This is a genomic window from Geodermatophilus sp. SYSU D00965 (assembly GCF_054050075.1).
In genome coordinates, this window is the sequence record NZ_JBJGYQ010000008.1 from 146,903 (window position 1) to 168,137 (window position 21,235).

Annotated in this window: 15 protein-coding genes; 14 read left to right on the forward strand and 1 reads right to left on the reverse strand. The window is 73.2% G+C overall.

Annotated features, from left to right (window positions below):
- Nucleotides 1-20 precede the first annotated feature (20 nt).
- The 4 genes from ACI789_RS09830 to ACI789_RS09845 are packed head-to-tail and all read left to right on the forward strand — an operon-like array spanning nt 21 to nt 3,852.
- On the forward strand, nt 21-1,034 hold the full coding sequence (locus tag ACI789_RS09830) for a siderophore ABC transporter substrate-binding protein (RefSeq protein ID WP_457008460.1): 1,014 nt from the start codon (nt 21-23) through the stop codon (nt 1,032-1,034).
- A 37-nt stretch (nt 1,035-1,071) separates the two neighbouring features.
- Complete coding sequence (locus ACI789_RS09835; RefSeq protein WP_456921007.1) at nt 1,072-2,091, forward strand: ABC transporter permease; 1,020 nt, start codon at nt 1,072-1,074, stop codon at nt 2,089-2,091.
- Nucleotides 2,081-3,097: an iron chelate uptake ABC transporter family permease subunit gene (locus ACI789_RS09840; RefSeq protein ID WP_457008462.1), complete on the forward strand. Its 1,017-nt coding sequence runs from the start codon at nt 2,081-2,083 to the stop codon at nt 3,095-3,097. Before ACI789_RS09835 ends, ACI789_RS09840 begins: the two co-directional genes overlap by 11 nt.
- A complete protein-coding gene (locus ACI789_RS09845; RefSeq protein WP_457008464.1) occupies nt 3,094-3,852 on the forward strand; it encodes an iron ABC transporter ATP-binding protein in 759 nt (252 codons plus the stop codon). The genes ACI789_RS09840 and ACI789_RS09845 overlap by 4 nt, the downstream gene beginning before the upstream one ends.
- 31 nt (nt 3,853-3,883) lie before the next feature.
- On the opposite strand, the gene ACI789_RS09850 is transcribed toward ACI789_RS09845, so the two are convergent.
- A complete protein-coding gene (locus ACI789_RS09850; protein WP_457008466.1) occupies nt 3,884-5,554 on the reverse strand; it encodes an alpha/beta hydrolase in 1,671 nt (556 codons plus the stop codon).
- A gap of 290 nt (nt 5,555-5,844) precedes the next feature.
- Here ACI789_RS09850 and ACI789_RS09855 point away from each other — a divergent pair, with 290 nt between their 5' ends.
- The 10 genes from ACI789_RS09855 to ACI789_RS09900 all read left to right on the forward strand — a co-directional run bounded on the left by ACI789_RS09855 (nt 5,845) and on the right by ACI789_RS09900 (nt 20,856).
- Nucleotides 5,845-7,635: an N-acetylglutaminylglutamine amidotransferase gene (locus tag ACI789_RS09855; protein ID WP_457008468.1), complete on the forward strand. Its 1,791-nt coding sequence runs from the start codon at nt 5,845-5,847 to the stop codon at nt 7,633-7,635.
- Nucleotides 7,632-9,389: an N-acetylglutaminylglutamine synthetase gene (ngg, locus tag ACI789_RS09860; protein WP_457008470.1), complete on the forward strand. Its 1,758-nt coding sequence runs from the start codon at nt 7,632-7,634 to the stop codon at nt 9,387-9,389. The genes ACI789_RS09855 and ngg overlap by 4 nt, the downstream gene beginning before the upstream one ends.
- 119 nt (nt 9,390-9,508) lie before the next feature.
- A complete protein-coding gene (gene crcB, locus ACI789_RS09865) occupies nt 9,509-9,931 on the forward strand; it encodes a fluoride efflux transporter CrcB (protein ID WP_457008472.1) in 423 nt (140 codons plus the stop codon).
- The gene (locus tag ACI789_RS09870) at nt 9,928-10,281 is read left to right on the forward strand and encodes a fluoride efflux transporter FluC (RefSeq protein WP_456921000.1); all 354 of its coding nucleotides are present in this window, start codon (nt 9,928-9,930) and stop codon (nt 10,279-10,281) included. Before crcB ends, ACI789_RS09870 begins: the two co-directional genes overlap by 4 nt.
- 51 nt (nt 10,282-10,332) lie before the next feature.
- Nucleotides 10,333-11,748 carry an alpha,alpha-trehalose-phosphate synthase (UDP-forming) gene (locus tag ACI789_RS09875; protein ID WP_457008475.1) on the forward strand — a complete coding sequence of 472 codons (1,416 nt, stop codon included), beginning with the start codon at nt 10,333-10,335 and terminating at the stop codon, nt 11,746-11,748.
- Nucleotides 11,745-12,488 (forward strand): trehalose-phosphatase, encoded by a 744-nt coding sequence (otsB, locus tag ACI789_RS09880; RefSeq protein ID WP_457008477.1) that lies wholly within the window; start codon nt 11,745-11,747, stop codon nt 12,486-12,488. Before ACI789_RS09875 ends, otsB begins: the two co-directional genes overlap by 4 nt.
- Nucleotides 12,489-13,010: 522 nt before the next feature.
- Nucleotides 13,011-14,654, forward strand: coding sequence for a methyl-accepting chemotaxis protein (locus ACI789_RS09885; RefSeq protein WP_457008480.1), 1,644 nt, complete (start codon nt 13,011-13,013; stop codon nt 14,652-14,654).
- Nucleotides 14,655-14,745: 91 nt separating this feature from the next.
- Nucleotides 14,746-16,380 carry a methyl-accepting chemotaxis protein gene (locus ACI789_RS09890; protein ID WP_457008482.1) on the forward strand — a complete coding sequence of 545 codons (1,635 nt, stop codon included), beginning with the start codon at nt 14,746-14,748 and terminating at the stop codon, nt 16,378-16,380.
- Nucleotides 16,381-17,010: 630 nt separating this feature from the next.
- Nucleotides 17,011-18,618: a methyl-accepting chemotaxis protein gene (locus tag ACI789_RS09895; protein ID WP_457008484.1), complete on the forward strand. Its 1,608-nt coding sequence runs from the start codon at nt 17,011-17,013 to the stop codon at nt 18,616-18,618.
- 624 nt (nt 18,619-19,242) lie between these two features.
- Entirely contained in the window at nt 19,243-20,856 is a 1,614-nt protein-coding gene (locus ACI789_RS09900; protein ID WP_457008486.1) for a methyl-accepting chemotaxis protein, read from the forward strand.
- Nucleotides 20,857-21,235 lie beyond the last annotated feature (379 nt).

Here is a 21,235-nt window from a genome sequence, read left to right on the forward strand (position 1 = left end):
AGCCTTACCTCAGGAGCACGATGCGTACCGCCGCCCGGCCGCTGGCCGCCTTCTCCCTCACCGTGGTCACCGCCCTGACCCTGTCCGCGTGCGGCGAGGGTGAGGACACGGCCGAAGCCGGCGCCGCGGAGACCGAGACCGTCTCCTTCACGTGGGACCGGAACACCGCCGCGGAGGACGCGGAGCCCGTCCTCGAGGAGACCACGGTCGAGGTCCCCAAGAACCCCGAGAACATCGTCGTGTTCGACATGGCCAGCCTCGACACCATCGGCGCGCTGGGCGGCGAGATCGCCGGCGCCCCGCTGGACTCGGTGCCCGACTACCTCCAGGAGTACCTCGCCGACGACGCCTTCAACGCGGGCACGCTGTTCGAGGCCGACCTCGTCGAGATCGAGTCGCAGCAGCCCGACCTGATCGTCATCGGCGGGCGCTCCTCGGCGCTGTACGAGGACCTCAGCGAGATCGCGCCGACCGTCGACCTGAGCCTGCGCGGCTCGTACACCGAGAACCTGGAGCGCACCGCGACCTTCCTCGGCGAGGTCCTCGGTGCCGAGGACGAGGCCGTCGCCGCGATCGGCGAGATCGAGGCGGGCATCGAGCAGGCGCGCGCCGCCACCGCCGGCGCGGGCACCGGCCTGGGCCTCATGGTCTCCGGCGGTGAGCTGAGCGCGATGGCCCCGGCCGGCGAGGACGCGTCCGGGCGCGGCGCGCGCGGCGGCCTGATCTACGACGCCTTCGGCGTCCAGCCCGTCGTGGACGACGTCGAGGCCGCCACGCACGGCGAGCCGGTCTCCTTCGAGTTCCTGCTCGAGACCAACCCCGACTACCTGTGGGTCGTCGACCGGGACGCCGCCACCGGCGCCGAGGGTGCGCAGGCAGCCGCGGCGGTGCTCGACAACGACATCGTCAAGCAGACGACGGCCTACCAGGACGACCACATCGTCTACCTCGACCCGGTCGCCTGGTACATCGTGTTCGGCGGCATCGACACCACGAAGATCATGATCGACGACGTCCTGCAGATCGCCGCATGACCGACCCGGCACCGGCCGAGCGCCTCCCCCGTCGTCCGTGACGGCGCTCGCTCCTCCCGCCACGAGCACCCCCGCCCGCGCGCGCCCCCGCCGCGCCTGGGTGGGGGTGCTCGTCGGCGTCCTGCTCGCGGTGCTCGCCCTCGCGAGCCTGTTCGTCGGCGTCTCCGACGTCTCCCCGGTCTCGGTCCTGGCCGGCGGGCCGGAGAGCAACGCCGCCTTCCTGCTCGTGGTCAGCCGGATCCCGCGAACCGTCGCCGTGGTCCTCGTCGGCGCCTCCCTGGGCATCGCCGGCCTGATCATGCAGATGCTGGTCCGCAACAAGTTCGTGGAGCCCGGCACCACCGGCGTCAGCGAGTTCGCCATGCTCGGCGTGCTCGTCACGACGGTGTTCGCCCCGGGCCTGGCCGTCATCGGGAAGATGGCCGTGGCCGCCGTCTTCGGGCTCGTCGGCACCTGGCTGTTCCTCCAGGTGGTCAGGGTCGTGCCCGTGCGCCAGCTCGTGCTCGTCCCGCTCGTCGGCATCATGCTCGGCGGTGTCGTGGGTGCCGTCACGACCTTCTTCGCCTACCGCCTGGACCTCCTGCAGTCCCTCGGCCAGTGGTCGCAGGGCAGCTTCGCCAGCATCATGCAGGGGCGCTACGAGTTCGTGTGGCTCGCAGCAGCCATGGTCGGGGTCGCCTGGCTGGCCGCCGACCGCTTCAGCGTCATCGGCCTCGGCGAGGAGTTCGCCACCAACCTGGGGCTCGACCACCGCCGGTGGGTGGCTGTCGGCATGGTGGTCGTCTCGGTGATCACGGCGGCGGTGCTGGTCACGGCCGGGCTGATCCCCTTCCTGGGGCTCGTCGTCCCGAACGTGGTCAGCCTCCTCATCGGCGACAACGTGCGCCGCTCTATCCCCTGGGTGGCCGGGCTGGGGGCGGTGTTCGTCCTCGGCTGCGACATCCTCGCGCGGGTCGTCCGCTTCCCCTACGAGATCCCGCTGTCGGTCATCGTCGGCATCATCGGCGCGGCGCTGTTCCTGTGGCTGCTCCTGCGGAGGCGGAGCCGTGCTCACTGACGCTCCCGGGACGACGTCCCTCCCCCGCACCGAGCGCCCCGGGATCCGGGCGCGCTGGGCCCGGCCCGGGGTGCGCCTGGCCGCGCTCGGCGCCGCCGTCGTGGGCCTGGCCGCGGTCTACTGCCTCACCGACGTCCCCGGCTCGCTCGCCTTCGCGCTGGAGATCCGCAGCCTCACGGTGCTCGCCATGCTGGTCGTGGCGGCCGCGGTCGGGGTCTCCACGGTGGTCTTCCACACCATCACGCAGAACCGCATCCTCACCCCGTCGATCATGGGGTTCGACGCGTTCTACGTGCTGATCTCGACCGTTCTGGTGTTCACCGCCGGCTCAGCCTCGTTCCTGGCGGTCGACCCGCTCACCCTGTGGCTGGTCCAGGTCGTCGTCATGGTGGCCTTCAGCGTCGTGCTGTTCACCTGGCTGTTCGGCGGCAAGCGACGGTCGATCCACCTCATGCTGCTGGTCGGCATCGTGCTGGGCACGTTCTTCCGCGCCTTCACCGAGTGGATGCAGCGGATGCTCGACCCGCTGGACTTCCAGGTGCTCTCCGACGCGATGTTCGCCTCGCTCACCCGGCCCGACGAGACGCTGCTGCTGCTCACCGGCGTCCTCGTCGTCCTCGGCTGTGCCGCGGTCGTGCCGCTGCTGCGCACCCTGGACGTGCTGACGCTGGGCGAGCCGACGGCCGTGGGCCTGGGGATCGACCACCGGCGCGCGGTGATGACCCTCTTCACGATCGTCTCGGTCATGATCGCCGCGTCGACCGCGCTGGTGGGGCCGATCCTGTTCCTCGGCCTGATCGTCGCCAACCTCGCCTACTCCTACGCGGGGTCCTTCCGCCACGTGTGGACGGTGCCCACCGCGGTGCTGATCGGCGTGGTCTGCCTGCTGGGCGGGCAGCTGGTCCTCGAGCGGGTGCTCGACCTCGGCGGCACCCTCTCCACGGTCATCGACTTCGCCGGCGGCCTGTTCTTCCTGTACCTCGTCCTGCGAAAGGGGGCGCGATGATCGCGCTCGAGGGCGTGACCAAGCGCTACGCCGGCCAGCCGGTGGTCGACGACGTCTCCATCGGGTTCGGTGGGGAGGGCGTGACGGCGCTCATCGGCCCCAACGGCGCCGGCAAGTCCACCCTGTTCGGCCTCGTCGGCCGCCTCGTCCAGCCCGACGCCGGCCGGGTCACGGTGGACGGGATGGACGTCGCGCGGACGCCGTCGAAGCAGCTCGCGAGGACCCTCGCGGTGCTGCGCCAGGACAACCACGTCGCCGCGCGGCTGACCGTGCACGACCTCGTCGAGTTCGGTCGCTTCCCGCACTCCCGGGGGCGGCTCACCGTGGAGGACCGCGCGCACATCGAGGGCGCGATCGACTACCTCGGCCTCGACCCCTACCGGAACCGGTTCCTCGACGAGCTCTCGGGCGGTCAGCGCCAGCGGGCCTTCATCGCGATGGTGCTCGCCCAGGACACGAAGTACGTCCTGCTCGACGAGCCGCTCAACAACCTCGACCTGCGGCACATGACCGAGATCATGCGGCTGGTCCGCACGATGGCCGACGACCTCGGCAAGCGGGTCGTCGTCGTGCTGCACGACATCAACTTCGCCGCGACCTGGTCCGACCGGATCGTCGCCATGCGCGACGGCCGGGTCGTGGCGGACGCACCGGCGCGCGAGGTCATGCGCCCCGAGGTGCTGGCGGCCGTGTACGACACGACCGTCGACGTCCGGGAGATCGACGGCCGGCCGGTCGCCCTGTACTACGGCTGACCGTCGAGCCGGCCGGCGCGGGACCGCCGGCTCACCACGGCACCACGCCCGGCCGGACGGCGGCCGCGACGGCGGGCACCGGCACCGGCTCGAACGCGCCGTGGTCGGCCGCGCAGACCGTCCCCGCCGGCGGGGTCGCGCCGGTGAGCAGGTACTGCGAGGTGAGCGAGGCGGCGCAGGTGCTCCTGCCGAGCGAGGTGTGCCCGACGCCGTCCACGGTCAGCAGGGTGCTGTTCGGCAGCAGGTCGTGCACCGCCACCGCGTTGCGGTAGGGGGTGGCGGGGTCGTACCGCGTGCCGATGACGAGCACCGGGTTGCGGGTCCAGCTGTCCCAGGGGCCGGTGTGCCGCTCGGTCGAGCGGCCGGACCACGGTGCGCAGACCAGTCCGAGGTAGGCCCAGCGGGAGCCGACGTAGGGGTCGGTCGTGGCGTCCAGCTCGCGCGCGACCTCGCCGTAGCGGTGGGGGTCGACCGGGTTGTCGGTGTCGGCGCAGGTGATGGCGGCGTTCGCGTCGGGGTAGTTGTCGTAGCCCTGCGGGGTCGGCTGGGGCAGGGTCCCCAGGACGTCGGCGACCGCGGCGCCGTCCCCGCTGTGGGCCGCCTGGAGCAGCCGGCCGAGGTCCGGCCACGTGCCCCCGTCGTAGAGCAGGGCCACGGTCAGCCCGACCACCGCCGAGTAGGTCAGCGGCAGCGGCGGCTGGTCGGGCACCGGGACCGGCAGCGGCTCGGCCCGCAGCCGGGCGGCGAGCTCGGCGTACTTCTGGGCCGGGGCGCCGTCGGCGGCGAAGGCGCACAGCGGCGGCCCGGCCTGCGCGCACAGCTCGAAGAACCGGTCCAGGGTCTCGGTGCTGCCCCCGGCCGCGCCCTCGCGGACCCAGCTGACGGAGTCGGGCGGACCGACCGCCCAGCCGGGGTCCACCACGCCGTCGAGCACCAGGGCGCCGGTGCGCGTGGGGAAGGTGTTGGCGACCACCTGGCCCAGGAAGGTGCCGTAGGACAGGCCGTAGAGGTTGATCCGCGCGTCGCCCATCGCCGCGCGCAGCACGTCGAGGTCGCGGGCGAACTGCAGGGTGCCGACGTGGTCGAGCAGGTCGCCGTTGCGCGCCCGGCACTCCTCGGCGAACGCGCGCACCTGCGCGATCGCCTGCTCCTCCTGGACCCGGTCGGTGGGGAAGTCGGCGAGCGTGGCGTAGGGCAGGGCGGCCTGCTCCGCGGTGCTGCCCGTGCAGCGCACCGGCCGGCTCTCGCCGGTGCCGCGCGGGTCGACGCCGACCAGGTCGTAGTGCGCGAGCACCTCCGGTGGCACCAGGAGCGGGCCCGCCGCCCGCACGGTCGCCGCCGCGCCGCCGCCCGGACCCCCGAAGTTGACGAACAGCGCGCCGATCCGGTTCGCCGGGTCGGTGGCGGGCAGCCGGACCGCGTGCAGGCGGAACGTCGGGCCGGTCGGGTCGGCGTAGTCGTAGGGGACGTCGACGTCGGCCTGCTGGAAGCCCTCCCCCGCGTCGGCCCAGACGATCGACGGCACCGGCACGCCCGGCACGCCGCCCGGTGGCGGCTCGCCGGGTTCCGCGGTGGCGGGGATCTCCGGGGCGGCGGCGGCGACGCCGCCGAGCGGCACCGCGAGCAGGGCGGCGCACGCGGCGACCGCGCAGGCGGCGGCTGCGGCACGGCGCCGGAGGGGGGCGGGAACGGCGATGGACATGGGCACCTCCGGCGTCCGGACCGGCCCCGGCACCGGCTCGGGAACTCGGGCCGCCCGGGCCTCCACCGGCCGCGTCCGGCCCCTCCGGGAGGACTGTGCCGGGAGGGCGACCGGCCGCGGAAGGGCCCCGCGGGCGCCGACCACGCGGGGTCACCGGACCGTTCCGGTGCGGGCACCCGCAGGTCGCCGGCGGGGCCGGCTGTTCCACGTGGAACCGGGTCGTGTTGCGTCGGTGTGACGTTCTCCCCGCCCCGTCGCGGGGCCCCGAGACGTGGGGTTGGATCGACGGCATGTGCGGCCTCTCCGGCGAGATCCGGTTCGACGGCTCCTTGGCCGACACCACCGCCGTGGCGCGGATGGTGGACGCCCTCGTCCCCCGCGGCCCGGACGGGCAGGGGATGTGGAGCAACGGGCGGGTGGCCTTCGGGCACCGCCGGCTGTCGGTCATCGACCTGTCCCCGCACGGCTCCCAGCCGATGGTGGACAGCGAGCTGGGCCTGACCGCGGTCTTCAACGGGTGCATCTACGACTACAAGGAGCTGCGCGCCGAGCTCGAGGGGCACGGCTACCGCTTCTTCTCCACCAGCGACACCGAGGTGATCCTCAAGGGCTACCACCACTGGGGCACCGACGTCGTCTCGCACCTGCACGGCATGTTCGTGTTCGTCATCCACGAGCGGGACACCGGCCGGGTGGTGCTCGCCCGCGACCGGCTGGGCATCAAGCCGCTCTACCTGGCCGAGGGCCCGGGCCGGCTGCGGTTCGCCTCGTCCCTGCCGGCACTGCTCCGGGCCGGGGACGTCGACACCTCCATCGACCCGGTCGCCCTGCACCACTACCTGACCTGGCACGCCGTCGTCCCGGCGCCGCGGACGATCCTCAACGGGGTCCGCAAGCTCCCGCCGGCCACCGTGCGGGTGGTCGAGGCCGACGGCACCTCCCGCGAGGAGCGCTACTGGAACGCGACCTACGAGCGCCGTCCCGAGCACGCCTCCTGGTCCGCCCGCGACTGGGAGGACGCCATCGAGGAGGCGCTGCGGGTCGCCGTCCGCCGGCGGCTGGTCGCCGACATCCCGGTCGGCGTGCTGCTGTCGGGCGGCCTGGACTCCAGCCTGATCGTCGGCCTGCTCGCCGAGGAGGGGCAGACCGGGCTGGCCACCTACTCCATCGGCTTCGAGGCGGTGGGCGGCCGGGAGGGCGACGAGTTCCAGTACTCCGACGTCATCGCCGAGCGGTTCGCCACCGACCACCACCGCATCCGGGTGGCCTCCGACGAGCTCGCCGCCGCCCTCGGGCACGCGATCGGCGCGATGGCCGAGCCGATGGTCAGCCACGACGTCGTCGCCTTCGACCTGCTCTCCGAGCGGGTCAGCCAGTCCATCCGGGTGGTGCAGTCCGGCCAGGGCGCCGACGAGGTCTTCGCCGGCTACCACTGGTACCCGCCGCTGGCCGACGTCGACCGCGAGGAGGCCGTCGAGCGGTACGCCGCCGCGTTCTTCGACCGCGGCGCCGCCGACATGGCCCGCCTGGTGACCGACCGCTACACGGTGGACGGCGACCCCAGCCTGGAGTTCGTCCGCCGGCACATGTCGATGGCCGGCGCGCAGACGGCGGTGGACGCCGCGCTGCGCCTGGACAGCGAGGTGATGCTCGTCGACGACCCGGTCAAGCGGGTCGACAACATGTCCATGGCGTGGGGCCTGGAGGCCCGGGTGCCCTTCCTCGACCACGACCTGGTCGAGCTGGCCGCGATGTGCCCGCCGGAGCTGAAGCTCGCCGACGGCGGCAAGGGCGTGCTCAAGGCGATCGGCCGGCGGGTCATCCCGCCGGAGGTCATCGACCGCCCCAAGGGCTACTTCCCGGTGCCGGCGATCACCCACCTCGAGGGCAAGGTCCTCGACCTGGTGCGCGACGCGCTCACCGGCGAGGCGGCCCGGGAGCGCGGCCTGTTCCGCCCGGAGTACGTGCGCGCGCTGCTGTCGGACCCGAACGGCGAGCTCACGCCGCTGCGGGGCAACAAGCTGTGGCAGCTGGGCCTGCTCGAGCTCTGGCTGCAGTCGCACGGGGTGGGCGCCGGGTGAGTCCTCGAGTCGCCGGCCACCGGCGCCGGACGGCGGTGACCGACACCCCCTCGTTCACCAGCCGGTCCTGGCAGCAGCCCTCGGAGCACCAGCGCCAGGGCATGGGTACCGACGCCGTCCTGGACATGGGCTGGGGGCGGCTGGTCTTCGGCCAGACCTTCCCGGACCTGCGCGGCATCGTCGACGCGCTGCGCGCCGAGGAGACCGGCCGCCGCGACATCTGCATCTACGCCCGCGACCCGCACGTGCTCGTCGGCCTGGCCCCCGACGAGCTGTTCATCGACCCGAGCTACACCTACCGGCTGGACCTGCACCGCTACCGGCCGCGCTCGGAGCTCATCCGCGGCGTCTTCGTGCGCACGGTGACCGCGCTGGCGGAGATGGAGGCGATCAACGGGATCTACGCCCGCAACGGCATGGTCACCGGCGACGCGGAGACGATGTGGGCCAACCACCGGACCCGCACGTTCACCTACCTGGTCGCCGAGGACCGCCGGACCGGCGCGATCGTCGGCACGGTCACCGGCGTCGACCACGTGCTCGCCTTCGACGACCCCGAGGGTGGCACGAGCCTGTGGTGCCTGGCCGTGCACGCCCAGGACGCCCCGCCCGGCACCGGGGAGGCGCTGGTGCGGGTGCTCGCCGAGCGCTACGTCGGCCGCGGCCGGGCCTACCTCGACCTCTCGGTCATGCACGACAACGCGGGGGCGATCGCGCTCTACCGCAAGCTCGGGTTCCAGCGGGTGCCCGCGCTGTGCGTCAAGCGGAAGAACCCGATCAACACCCCGCTGTTCGCCTCCCGCCCGCCGGGGCTGGAGGAGCTCAACCCCTACGCCCGGATCATCGCCGAGGAGGCGCTCGAGCGCGGGGTGCGGGTGGAGGTCACCGACCCCGAGTGGGGCGAGATGCGGCTGGCCCTCGGCGGCCGGACGGTGCTCACCCGGGAGTCGCTGTCGGAGTTCACCACCGCGGTGGCCATGAGCCGCTGCGACGACAAGCGGGTCACCCGCCGGATCGTGGAGCGCGCCGGCGTGCGGGTGCCCCGCGGTGTCCGGGCGGCCGACGGCGACCTCGACGACGCCCGCCGGCTGCTCGGCGAGTGCGGGGAGGTCGTCGTCAAGCCGGCCCGCGGGGAGCAGGGGCGCGGCATCACCGTCGGGGTGAGCTCCCCCGAGGCGCTCGAGCGGGCGGTCGGTCTCGCGCTGCAGTTCTGCCCCGACGTGCTCGTCGAGGAACTGGTCGAGGGCGACGACCTGCGCGTGGTGGTCATCGACCACGAGGTGGTGGCCGCCGCTGTCCGCCGTCCGGCCGAGGTGGTGGGCGACGGCCGCAGCCCGGTGACCCGGCTGGTGGAGTCCACCAGCCGGCGCCGCGAGCGGGCCACCGGCGGGGAGTCGCGGATCCCGCTGGACGACACCACCGCCGAGGTGGTCGCCGAGTCCGGCTACGCGATGGACGACGTCCCGCCGTCGGGCGAGCGGATCCGCGTCCGGCGGACGGCGAACCTGCACACCGGCGGCACCATCGAGGACGTCACCGACCGGCTGAACCCGGCGATCGCGCAGGCCGCGGTGCGGGCCAGCCGGGCGATCGGCATCCCGGTGACGGGGCTGGACTTCCTGGTGCCCGACGTCGAGGGCCCCGAGCACGTGTTCATCGAGGCCAACGAGCGCCCCGGGCTGGCCAACCACGAGCCGCAGCCCACGGTCGAGCGCTTCGTCGACCTGCTCTTCCCGGAGACGCGCCGCCGCTGAAGCGGAGCGCCACGGCGCGCCGACGGCCCCCCACGTGCCGCCCCGGGCATAGGAGGCTATGCATACGCCCTGAGGCGGCGAGACGGATGCACAGCCTCCTATGCCCGGGGAGGTCGCGGGTGGCGTACCTGATGGCCGCACTCGGCGGTGTGCTGGGTGCACTGGCGCGCTGGGGCATCGGTACGGCACTCCCCCGCTCCCCCGACGGCTGGCCCTGGGCGACGACGCTGGTCAACCTCACCGGGTGCCTGGTGCTCGGCGTGCTGCTCGGGGTGCTGTTCGCCCGGTACCCCGACCACCCGTGGCTGCGGCCGTTCCTCGGCACCGGCGTCCTCGGCGGGTACACGACCTTCTCCACCTTCGCCGTGGAGACCGTCGAGCTGGCCGACGTGGGTGCGTGGACGACCGCCGTGGCCTACGTCGCGGTGTCCGTGCTCGGCGGGGTGCTCGCCGCGGCCGCCGGGGTGGTGCTCGGCCGCGCGCTGGCCCCGCAGCCGGTGTCCCTGGGCGCGGAGGTCGCGGCCGAGGAGGAGGTCGCGTGACGGCGCTGCTGGTGGCCGCCGGTGCCCTCGTGGGTGCGCCGCTGCGGCTGTTCGCGGAGCGGCTCGCGGTCGCCCGGCGCGGCCGGGGCAGCGTGCTGGGGACCCTCACGGTCAACGTCGTCGGCAGCGCGGTGCTCGGCGTCGTGCTCGGGCTGCGATCGGTCTCCCCCGCCGTCGTCGCGCTGGTCGGCACCGGCTTCTGCGGCACGCTGACGACCTTCTCGACGTACGGCAACGACGTCGTCCGGCTGGTGGAGGAGCGGGCGCTGGCCCGCGCGCTGGCCTACGCGGGCGGCACCGTCGTGCTGGGGCTGGGAGTGGCCGCCGGCGCCTACCTGCTGGTGCGGTGACGAGGGCCGCGGCTGCCGCCGGGCACCGCGGTCAGTAGGGTCGGAGGCGGTATGGCTGGGACATCGACAGGCAACGAGCGGGCGGACAGCCCCGTCGTCGTGGTGGCCAACCGGCTACCGGTCGACCAGGTGACCGACCCGGACGGGACGACGCGCTGGCAGCGCAGCCCCGGCGGTCTGGTGACCGCCCTGGAGCCGTTCGTCGCCGGCCGCGGCGGCGCGTGGGTGGGCTGGTCGGGGTCGGCCGGCGAGGCCCCGGAGCCGTTCGAGTCCGGGGGCATGTCGCTCATCCCGGTCGAGCTCTCCGAGGAGGAGGTCGACCGCTACTACGAGGGCATGTCCAACGCCTCGCTGTGGCCCCTGTACCACGACGTGGTCGAGAAGCCCGAGTACCACCGCACCTGGTGGGACACCTACGTCCAGGTCAACAAGCGGTTCACCGACCGCGCCGCGGAGGTCGCCGCCGAGGGCGCGATCGTGTGGGTGCACGACTACCAGCTGCAGCTGGTGCCGGCGATGCTGCGGCAGCGGCGACCCGACCTGACCATCGGCTTCTTCCTGCACATCCCGTTCCCGCCCTACGAGCTGTTCACCCAGCTGCCCTGGCGGTCGGCGATCGTCGAGGGCCTGCTCGGCGCCGACCTCGTCGGGTTCCAGCGTCCCAACGCGGCGACGAACTTCGTCCAGCTGGCCCGGCGGCTGCACGACCTGCCCGCCCGCGGCCAGACCATCGAGTACGACGGCCGGACGGTCACCGCCCGGGCGTTCCCGATCTCCATCGACGTCAAGGGCTTCGAGCAGCTGGCGGACTCCCCCGACGTCGTGAAGCGGGCCGCGGAGATCCGTGCCGAGCTCGGGAACCCCGACAAGATCATCCTCGGGGTGGACCGGCTGGACTACACCAAGGGCATCGTCGTCCGGTTGAACGCCTTCCAGGAGCTGCTGGAGGACGGCGCCCTGGAGGCCCCGCACACGGTGATGGTGCAGGTGGCCACGCCGAGCCGGGAGCGCGTCGAGCACTACGTGCACATGCGCGAGACGATCGAGCAGCAGGTCGGGCACATCAACGGCGTCTTCGGCAGCCTCGGTGGCCCGGCCGTCCACTACATCAACCAGTCGGTGCCCCGCGAGGAGCTGGCCGCCCTCTACCGCGCCGCCGACGTCATGCTGGTGACCCCGTACCGGGACGGGATGAACCTGGTCGCCAAGGAGTACGTCGCCGCCCGCACCGACCTCGGCGGCGCCCTGGTGCTGTCGGAGTTCGCCGGCGCTGCCGCCGAGCTCAAGCAGGCCTTCCTGGTCAACCCGCACGACATCGCCGGCGTCAAGAACCAGTTGGTGCGGGCCCTGCGCGCCGAGCCGGCCGAGCTCGCCAAGCGGATGCGAGCCATGCGCCGCCACCTGGCGAAGAACGACCTCGAGCACTGGGCCACCTCGTTCTTCGACGCGCTGCGCGCGCAGGCATGAGCGCCGTCCCCGCCGACCTGACCGCCGCGCTCCGGCAGCTCGCCGGACGGCGGCCGGTGCTGGTCGCCAGCGACTACGACGGCGTGCTGGCCCCGCTGGTGGGCGACCCGTCGGCCGCGGTCCCCTCCCCCGGGGTCGCCGAGGCGCTGGCCCGCGTGGCCGCCCGGCCCGGTGTGGTCGTCGCGCTGGTCAGCGGGCGCGGGGTGGCCGACCTGCAGGCGGTCAGCGGGCTGACCGGCCCCTACCGCTGGGTGGGCAGCCACGGCGCGGAGTTCGACGGCCCGCTCACCGGCGAGCTGGCCGGACGGCGGGACGCCCTCGCCGAGCGGCTGGCCCCCCTCGTGGCCGCCGTCCCCGGTGCCCGGCTGGAGGTCAAGCCGGCCAGCGTGGCGGTGCACGTGCGGCAGGTGGCGGACCGCGCCGCGGCGGCCCAGCTGCTCTTCCAGGCCGATGCCGCCGCCGATCCGTCACTGACGAAGAAGCCCGGCAAGGAGGTGCTCGAGCTCGCCGTCACCGACGCCGACAAGGGGCGGGCCCTCCGGCGGCTGCGGGACGAGCTCGGGGTCGCCGGGGCCCTGTACCTCGGCGACGACCGCACCGACGAGGACGCCTTCCGCGCCCTCTCCCCCGGCGACGTGTCGGTGAAGGTCGGGGACGGCGAGACCGCAGCCCGGTTCCGGCTCGAGGGCCCCGCCGCGGTGGTGCCGTTCCTCGACGAACTGGCCGAGCTCCTCGCCTGATCGGCGGTTCCGCGCAAATGGCTCGACCGCGGTCGACATGACGCCTTTCCGGGGTCGGGTGACCGCCATTCCGGACACGATTCGGTGACGGCGCGTCGTGGGAGCCACATCACACTTGTAGCCATTCCAAAGATGACTCCTGTCACCGGTTCCCACTACCTGGGCAGATCGCAGGAGATCCCCGTGCACCCGCAGTCCGCTCCCCCGCCCCGCCGTCGTGGTCCGCCGAGCGGCCGCCGGTGGGTCAGATCCGGTTGCTGAGGATCGCCGGGGCGAGGATGTGCCGCCGTCCGCCCGGGAATGGTCGGCAGCGACGTGCGCAACATGTCGACAAAGGGGCCGGAGAAATGAGGTCACCCACCTTTCTGGTCGATTCGGTGCGACACGCCGGGTGGATGTGCGACAGCGTCGTGCGGAAAGCCACACCATGACGCCGCACACCACGAGTTCAACCGGCACCGCCATTCCTGGAATGGCGGGTGGGGTGCAGTGCCACCGCTTCCACGCCCTCCGAGGACCGCCATGACCACCCGCTCCACCCTCTCCCCCGCCGCACCACCGGTGCCCTCCTCCCGTCGCTCCTGGTGGGGGGACCTCGGTGTCCGCACCAAGGTCTTGGCCGCCGTCGCCGTCGCCGCCGTCGCCGCCCTGGTCGTCGGCGTCCTCGGCCTGAACTCGCTGAGCAGCTCGGCGGACCGCACCGAGCACATGCACGCCCGGAACGTCGTCGGCGTCCAGCTGGCCGAGGAGATGCGCTACCAGCTGATGAACATCCGGTTCGCCAGCACCAGCCGCTCCTACGCCAACACCCCCGAGCTCAAGCAGACGTACACCGAGCTCCGTGAGCAGGCCCGCACAGATCTGGGCGACGCTGCCGAGGCGTACAAGCAGCTGCCGGACGTCACCGCGGACGAGACCGCAGCGGTCGACGAGTTCCTCGCCGACCTGGACGAGTACTTCGACCTCGGGCTGCAGATGGACGGCTTCGTCGCGGCCGGCCAGATGGACCAGTTCAACGCCCTCCGCAAGGACAAGATCACCCCGCTGACCGAGGAGATGGTCGAGGACCTCGAGGCTGTGACCGCCCGCACGGAGGCCGGTGCCGAGGCTGATGCGGTGGCCGCGCAGGACAGCTACGAGAGCACCCGCACGACACTGCTCGCGGTGCTGCTCATCGGCCTCGTGGCGGCGCTGGGCGTCGGCTTCCTCATCGCCCGCTCGTTCGCCCTCGGCCTGCGCCGGATGCAGGACTCGGCGGAGGCCCTCGCCCGCGGTGACCTGACCCGCTCGACCGGCCTGCGCACGCGGAACGAGGTCGGCCGCGCCGGCACCGCCCTGGACGAGGCGATCGGTTCCATGCGCGACGTGCTGGCGTCGGTGGCCGCCTCGGCGGACGCGGTGGCGGCGTCCTCGGAGGAGTTGAGCGCCTCGTCGGCGCAGATCTCGGCGTCGGCGGAGGAGACCTCGGCGCAGTCCGGGGTGGTGTCCGGCGCGGCCGAGGAGGTGTCCCGGAACGTGCAGACGGTGGCCGCCGGCGCCGAGCAGATGGGCGCGAGCATCCGGGAGATCGCGTCGAACGCCGCCGAGGCGAGCCAGGTCGCCGCCCGCGCCGTCACGGCGGCCGAGACCACCACCGTGACCGTCGCCAAGCTGGGGGAGTCCTCGGCCGAGATCGGCAACGTGGTGAAGGTGATCACCTCGATCGCCGAGCAGACCAACCTGCTCGCGCTCAACGCCACCATCGAGGCGGCGCGGGCCGGCGAGGCGGGCAAGGGCTTCGCCGTGGTGGCCAACGAGGTCAAGGAGCTGGCCCAGGAGACGGCCAAGGCCACCGAGGACATCGCCAAGCGGGTGCAGGCCATCCAGGGCGACACCACCGCGGCGGTGGCCGCGATCGGGGAGATCAGCTCGATCGTCGCGCAGATCTCCGACCGGCAGACCACCATCGCCAGCGCGGTGGAGGAGCAGACCGCCACCACGAACGAGATGTCGCGGTCGGTGTCGGAGGCGGCGCAGGGGTCGGGCCAGATCGCGGAGAACATCACCGGGGTCTCCCAGGCGGCGGACTCCACCACCCAGGCGCTGACCCAGACCCGCACCGCCGTGGACGAGCTCTCCCGGATGGCCGCGGACCTGCGCACCAGCGTCGCCCGCTTCACCTACTGAGAACGGCCGGAGGCCGGCGCGGCGCCTTCCCCCGCCGCGCCGGTCCCGGACACCGACCGACCACTCCCCCGACCACGAGGACCCACTCCCGATGTCCACCGCACGCTCCGCAGACCGAGCCGGCCGCCGCATCGGCGTGCGCGGCCGGGTCCTCACCGTCGGCGCCGCCGGCATGGCCGCAGCGGCCCTCGCCGGCGGCGTCGGCCTCGTCGGGCTGGGTGACGCCGACCAGTCCCGCGACGACGTCACTGCGCTCCAGGAGGTGCTCACCACGGTCCAGGAGATCCAGACGTCCAACGCCGACGTGACCGGATGGCAGACCGCCTACGCCTGGGACGCCCGGCGCATGGACCCGATCGCCGCGGTGCAGCCGGACAACCCGAACCGGGCAGGCTTCCTGGACGCCGCCGAGGTGCTGCGAGACCGCCTGGACGTGATGCCGGAGGACCGCCTGACGGCCGCGGAGGCCGACAGCTTCGCCGGCATCCGGACGGCGTGGGAGGGCTACTTCGACGTCGACGACCAGGTCGTCGAGGCTTACTCCCAGGGGACGCCGCAGGGGGTGGAGGCCGCCGACGCACTGATCCTGGGCCCCGGTTACGAGGTGTACTTCGACGTCCTGGAGCAGACCGCGCAGCTCCGGGAGTCGGTCGCGGCGCGGGTGGCGGCCGCCGACGCGGCAGCAGACGCGCAGGCGAGCCGCAGCCGGTCGATGGTCCTCGCGATCATCGCCCTGGGGGCGCTGGGCGTCGCGGCGCTCGCACTGGCGGTCGCCCGGAAGGTGGTCCGTCCCCTGCAGGCTGTGACCGCGGTCGCGGAGGGGCTGGCCGCCGGTGACCTGACCCGGTCTACCGGCGTTCGCCAGGGTGACGAGGTGGGCCGGGCGGCCGCTGCCATCGACGCAGCCGTCGACTCGATGCGTGACGTGCTGGCGTCGGTGGCCGCCTCGGCGGACGCGGTGGCGGCGAGCTCGGAGGAGCTGAGCGCCTCCTCGGCGCAGATCTCGGCGTCGGCGGAGGAGACCTCGGCGCAGTCCGGGGTGGTGTCCGGCGCGGCCGAGGAGGTGTCCCGGAACGTGCAGACGGTGGCGGCCGGGGCCGAGCAGATGGGCGCGAGCATCCGGGAGATCGCGTCGAACGCCGCCGAGGCGAGCCAGGTCGCCGCCCGCGCCGTCACGGCGGCCGAGACCACCACCGTGACCGTCGCCAAGCTGGGGGAGTCCTCGGCCGAGATCGGCAACGTCGTCAAGGTCATCACCTCGATCGCCGAGCAGACCAACCTGCTCGCGCTCAACGCCACCATCGAGGCGGCGCGGGCCGGCGAGGCCGGCAAGGGCTTCGCCGTGGTGGCCAACGAGGTCAAGGAGCTGGCCCAGGAGACGGCCAAGGCCACCGAGGACATCGCCAAGCGGGTTCAGGCCATCCAGGGCGACACCACCGCGGCGGTGGCCGCGATCGGGGAGATCAGCTCGATCGTCGCGCAGATCTCCGACCGGCAGACGACCATCGCCAGCGCGGTGGAGGAGCAGACCGCGACCACCAACGAGATGTCCCGCTCGGTGCAGGAGGCGGCGCAGGGGTCGGGGCAGATCGCGGAGAACATCACCGGGGTCTCCCAGGCGGCGGACTCCACCACCCAGGCGCTGACCCAGACCCGCACCGCCGTGGACGAGCTCTCCCGGATGGCGTCGGACCTGCGCAGCAGCGTCGCCCGCTTCACCTACTGAACCACCCCGGTCCGTGGCGCGTCTTCCCCCGCGGCACGGCCCGGGCCGGCGCGGCGTCTTCCCCCGCCGCCCCGGCCCCGCGAGACGCTGGGTGACCAGCCACGGAGCGCCTGACCGGTCCGCCGGTCAGGCGCTCCGTGGCATTCCGGGGGAAATGGTTGGAGGAGGCGAGAAGGCGCCGAGTCGACCCGGTCGGAATGGTCACCGAGTCGTGAGGGACGCCGCTCGGCCCGTTTCTGTGTGCACTTCCGCGACCACCGACGAGATGTCTCTGTCGGTGGTCGAGGCCGCCGGGACTCGGGGTAGATCACGGAGAGCACCACCGGCGCCTCGCAGGCGGCGGGAGCGACCACCCGGCGTCGCCCGGCTCCCTGCACGGGTCGCGCGGCCGGGGCCTTGTCGTGTGCCACCGAGACGCGGGTGTCGACTTTCTCCAGAACGGTCACCGCCGCCTCGTCGTCGACAATTCGACAGGCCTTCGGGAATGCGTATCGGAATGGTTGCGACACGCGCCACAGCTGTTGTCGGAGGGGTTCTTGCACCTACTTTTCCAGCTGTAGCGACCGCGGCCGAGGAATGGTGGCGGGCTGCTCGCTCCACTCCCCCACCGTGACAGCAGGAGTCCCCGCCATGTCCCACAGCACGACCTCCGGCCGCCGCAGCGGCTGGTTCGCCGACCGACCCCTCGGCGTGAAGATCGGGGCGGTCGTCGCCCTGCTGGCCGCGGTGGTCCTGGCCACCAACCTCCTGGCCGTCCTGCGCATCTCGGAGCTGCGGCAGAGCCAGGCGACGATCTACGAGGAGAACCTCCTCCCGCTGAACGCGCTCTCCGAGGTCCAGCGGGGGCACGCGGCGTACCGCGCCCGGACGCTCGAGTACGCGGTCTCCTCCCCCGAGCGTCGCGCCGAGCTCCGGGAGGAGCTGGTGGACAAGAACGCCGACGTGCTCGCCGGCCTGGCCGCGTACGAGCCCTACGTCGTCGACGAGGAGGCGATGGCGAGCTTCTCCGACGCCCGGGACGAGTTCCTGGCGCGGGTCCAGAGCGACCTGTTCCCCGCCGCCGACCGGGGTGACCTGGCCGGCTTCGCCGCCGTCCAGACCGAGCTGCTGCAGCCGCTGCTGCAGGTCATCGCCGACGAGCTCGAGGTGGAGGGCGTGGCCCAGTCCGCCGAGGCGGCGGCGCGCAACGCCGAGGCAGCCGACGCGGCCGAGTCCGCCGTGACCCTGCTGGTGGTCACCGCTCTGGCGTCGGTGGCCGCCGCGGCGGCGCTGACCGTCTTCGTCGTGCGCCGCATGACCCGGACCGTCCGCTCCGTGCAGCGGACCGCCGAGGCGATGGCCGCCGGTGACCTGACCGTCGCCACCGGCGTGCAGTCCGCCGACGAGCTGGGCCGGATGGCTGCGGCGCTCGACTCCACCCGGGCCGCACTGAGCGAGGTGCTGGCGGGCGTGGTGGCGTCGGCGGACGCGGTGGCGGCGAGCTCGGAGGAGCTGTCGGCGTCGTCGGCGCAGATCGCTGCGTCGGCGGGGGAGACCTCGGCGCAGTCCGGCGTGGTCGCGAGCGCGGCCGGAGAGGTCTCGCGCAGCGTGGAGACGGTGGCCGCGGGTGCCGAGCAGATGGGCGCCTCCATCCGGGAGATCAGCCAGAACGCGAACGAGGCGGCGAAGGTCGCCGCGGCCGCGGTGAGCGAGGCCGAGGCCACCACCGCGACGATCACCAAGCTCGGCGACTCCTCGCGGGAGATCGGCGACGTGGTCAAGGTGATCACCTCGATCGCCGAGCAGACCAACCTGCTGGCCCTGAACGCCACCATCGAGGCCGCGCGCGCCGGGGAGGCCGGCAAGGGCTTCGCGGTGGTGGCCAACGAGGTCAAGGAGCTGGCCCAGGAGACGGCCAAGGCCACCGAGGACATCGCCAAGCGGGTGGAGGCCATCCAGGGCGACACGACCGGGGCGGTGGCCGCGATCGGGCGGATCAGCGAGGTGATCGGGCGGATCAACGACTTCCAGCTGACCATCGCCAGCGCCGTGGAGGAGCAGACCGCCACGACCAGTGAGATGTCCCGGTCGGTGGCCGAGGCCGCCGGCGGGTCGGGGCAGATCGCGGAGAACATCGGCAGCGTCTCCAGCGCGGCCGAGGCGACCACGCAGGCGCTGACCCAGACCCGCACCGCCGTCGACGAGCTCTCCCGCATGGCCGCCGACCTGCGCACGGGGGTCTCCCGCTTCACCTACTGACCCACCGCCCACGAGAGAGCGCCCGGCCGGAACTCCCGGCCGGGCGCTCTCCTCGTCTCGAGGACGGGCTCCCCGCCGTCGGGGAACGAGCGCGTGCAGGCAGCCGTAAATGGCGCCGAGTCGACACGGGGAGGCGGTGACCGAGCTCTACCGCGCCTTTCCCGGGACGCGCCGCGAATGGCGGCACGGGCCGGTGCTGTATCGCCCTACACCTCCGCGCGGCACCACCCGCACCACGCGTCCCGCGCTGCGCCGCCGCCCGCACCGCGATCGACGAGCTGGCCTGCATGGCCGCCGACCTGCGCACGGGCGTCGCCCGCTCAGCTCCTGGGAAAGGACCCTCCTGCCCCCACCGCTCGCAGGCTCGCGGCGGGTCCCTGCAGGAGGGCCAGGAGTGGCGGGGTTTGCGCCGACCATGCCGAGAATGGCGTCGAACGGCGACTGTCGACATGTGTCCGTGTTTCCCTCGGAGTGGCGGTCGCGTGCCATTTTCGGCAGTGTGACCGGAAATCTCCCGAATAGGGACCAAGGTCCCTGAAATGGTTCTGGGCGCTGCCGAAAAACGAACGCCGGGTCGACGGAGACCCGAACCCGCCGAGCACCCGCCTGTCCAGGAGACGCCCCATGAGCACCCCCGCCCCGCCCGTCGCCGACCGCCGGTCCGGCGGCTGGTTCGCCGACCGCCCGATCGGCGTCAAGATCGGCGCGGCCCTGGCCGTGCTCGCCGCGGTCGCGGTCGGCATGACCGTCCTCGCGGTCAGCCGGATCAACGCCCTCGATGCGGCGTCGACCCGGATCAACGAGAACGTCGTGACCCTGGCGGACCTGTCGAACATCCAGCGCTCGTGGCAGGGCGATCGATCGCGGTTCAACACCTACCCGCTGGCCGATCCGCAGACCCGGGCCGCCCTCATGGCCGACCTGGCCGAGCGGCGGGAGACCATCGAGGCGCAGCTGGACGCCTATGCCGAGGTGACCGTCAACAGGGAGGCGTTCGAGGTCTTCCGCGGGTACGTCGACGACTACTACGAGGTCGCCGACAACCAGCTCGTCCCGGCAGCGAACGCCGGCGACCTGCGGACCGCCTCCGCGCTGATCACCGGCCCGCTGCAGGACTCCTCCGACAAGCTGATGGACGAGTACAACGCCATGCAGGAGCGGCGGGTCGCGGCCGGCCAGTCCGACACCGACGACGCCAGCGCCATCGCCTCGTCCGCCGTCCTCACCCTGTGGCTCGCCCTGGCCGCGGGCGTTGCCGTCGCGGGTGCGCTGACCGTCTTCGTCGTCCGACGCATCGTGTCCACCGTCACGTCGGTGCAGCGGTCGGTGGAGGCCCTCGCCGAGGGCGACCTGACCGTCGCACCGGAGGTGAACGGCCGCGACGAGCTGGGCCGGATGGCCGGCGCGCTCACCAGCGCGCAGGAGAACCTCCGCGGGGTGCTGGCGTCGGTTGCCGCGTCGGCGGACGCGGTGGCGGCGTCCTCGGAGGAGTTGAGCGCTTCGTCGGCGCAGATCTCGGCGTCGGCGGAGGAGACCTCGGCCCAGTCGGGTGTGGTGGCGTCGGCGGCCGAGGAGGTCAGCCGGAACGTGCAGACCGTCGCCGCCGGGGCCGAGCAGATGGGCGCGTCGATCCGGGAGATCGCCACGAACGCGGCGGAGGCCTCCGACGTGGCCGCGCGTGCGGTGACCGCGGCGGAGACCACGACGGCGACGGTGGCCAAGCTGGGCGAGTCCTCCATCGAGATCGGCAACGTGGTGAAGGTGATCACCTCGATCGCCGAGCAGACCAACCTGCTGGCCCTGAACGCGACCATCGAGGCGGCACGGGCCGGGGAGGCGGGCAAGGGCTTCGCGGTGGTGGCCAACGAGGTCAAGGAGCTGGCCCAGGAGACGGCCAAGGCCACCGAGGACATCGCCAAGCGGGTGCAGGCGATCCAGGGCGACACGACCGCGGCGGTGGCCGCGATCGGGGAGATCAGCTCGATCGTCGCGCAGATCTCCGACCGGCAGACGACCATCGCCAGCGCGGTGGAGGAGCAGACCGCGACCACCAACGAGATGAGCCGGTCGGTGGTGGAGGCCGCCGGCGGTGCCGGCGAGATCGCCCAGAACATCACCGGCGTCTCCGGCGCGGCCGACTCGACCACCCAGGCGCTCACCCAGACGCGCACCGCGGTCGACGAGCTGTCCCGCATGGCCGCCGACCTGCGCACCAGCGTCGCCCGCTTCACCTACTGAGAACCGGAGGCGGAGCGCCCGATCGGTGCACGGTCGGGCGCTCCGCCCCCTCCGGGACCGGCGGAGTCGACACCCGGGAGAACGGTCGCCGACCTCTCTTGCGGCCGTCGTGCGACACGGTCCCCGACACGGCCGCCGATGCCCCAGGAGCTCCTAGGTTGCCCGTGTCCGTACCGGCCGGCGCCGGTCGCAACGGGTTCTCCCGGGCCGTTCCCGTGCGGCACCTCCTCGCGCTGAGGCGGGAGGGCGCAGCCCGTCTCCGGCGGGCCCGCGCAACGACAGAACAGACGACGGCCGGCGCGCGGGTTCGCCTTGATACCGACCCCATCCGGCCGATGACCCCTCCGAAGCGCCCGCAGCGCCGGAGACGAGAGAGAAG

Excerpts from the sequence above, each read along its gene's own strand:
- ACI789_RS09830 (WP_457008460.1), top strand. The coding sequence starts at position 21 with ATGCGTACCGCCGCCCGGCCGCTGGCCGCCTTCTCCCTCACCGTGGTC.
- ACI789_RS09845 (WP_457008464.1), top strand. The coding sequence starts at position 3,094 with ATGATCGCGCTCGAGGGCGTGACCAAGCGCTACGCCGGCCAGCCGGTG.
- ACI789_RS09850 (WP_457008466.1), bottom strand. The coding sequence starts at position 5,554 with ATGTCCATCGCCGTTCCCGCCCCCCTCCGGCGCCGTGCCGCAGCCGCC.
- ACI789_RS09855 (WP_457008468.1), top strand. The coding sequence starts at position 5,845 with ATGTGCGGCCTCTCCGGCGAGATCCGGTTCGACGGCTCCTTGGCCGAC.
- ACI789_RS09875 (WP_457008475.1), top strand. The coding sequence starts at position 10,333 with ATGGCTGGGACATCGACAGGCAACGAGCGGGCGGACAGCCCCGTCGTC.
- otsB (WP_457008477.1), top strand. The coding sequence starts at position 11,745 with ATGAGCGCCGTCCCCGCCGACCTGACCGCCGCGCTCCGGCAGCTCGCC.
- ACI789_RS09885 (WP_457008480.1), top strand. The coding sequence starts at position 13,011 with ATGACCACCCGCTCCACCCTCTCCCCCGCCGCACCACCGGTGCCCTCC.
- ACI789_RS09890 (WP_457008482.1), top strand. The coding sequence starts at position 14,746 with ATGTCCACCGCACGCTCCGCAGACCGAGCCGGCCGCCGCATCGGCGTG.
- ACI789_RS09895 (WP_457008484.1), top strand. The coding sequence starts at position 17,011 with ATGTCCCACAGCACGACCTCCGGCCGCCGCAGCGGCTGGTTCGCCGAC.
- ACI789_RS09900 (WP_457008486.1), top strand. The coding sequence starts at position 19,243 with ATGAGCACCCCCGCCCCGCCCGTCGCCGACCGCCGGTCCGGCGGCTGG.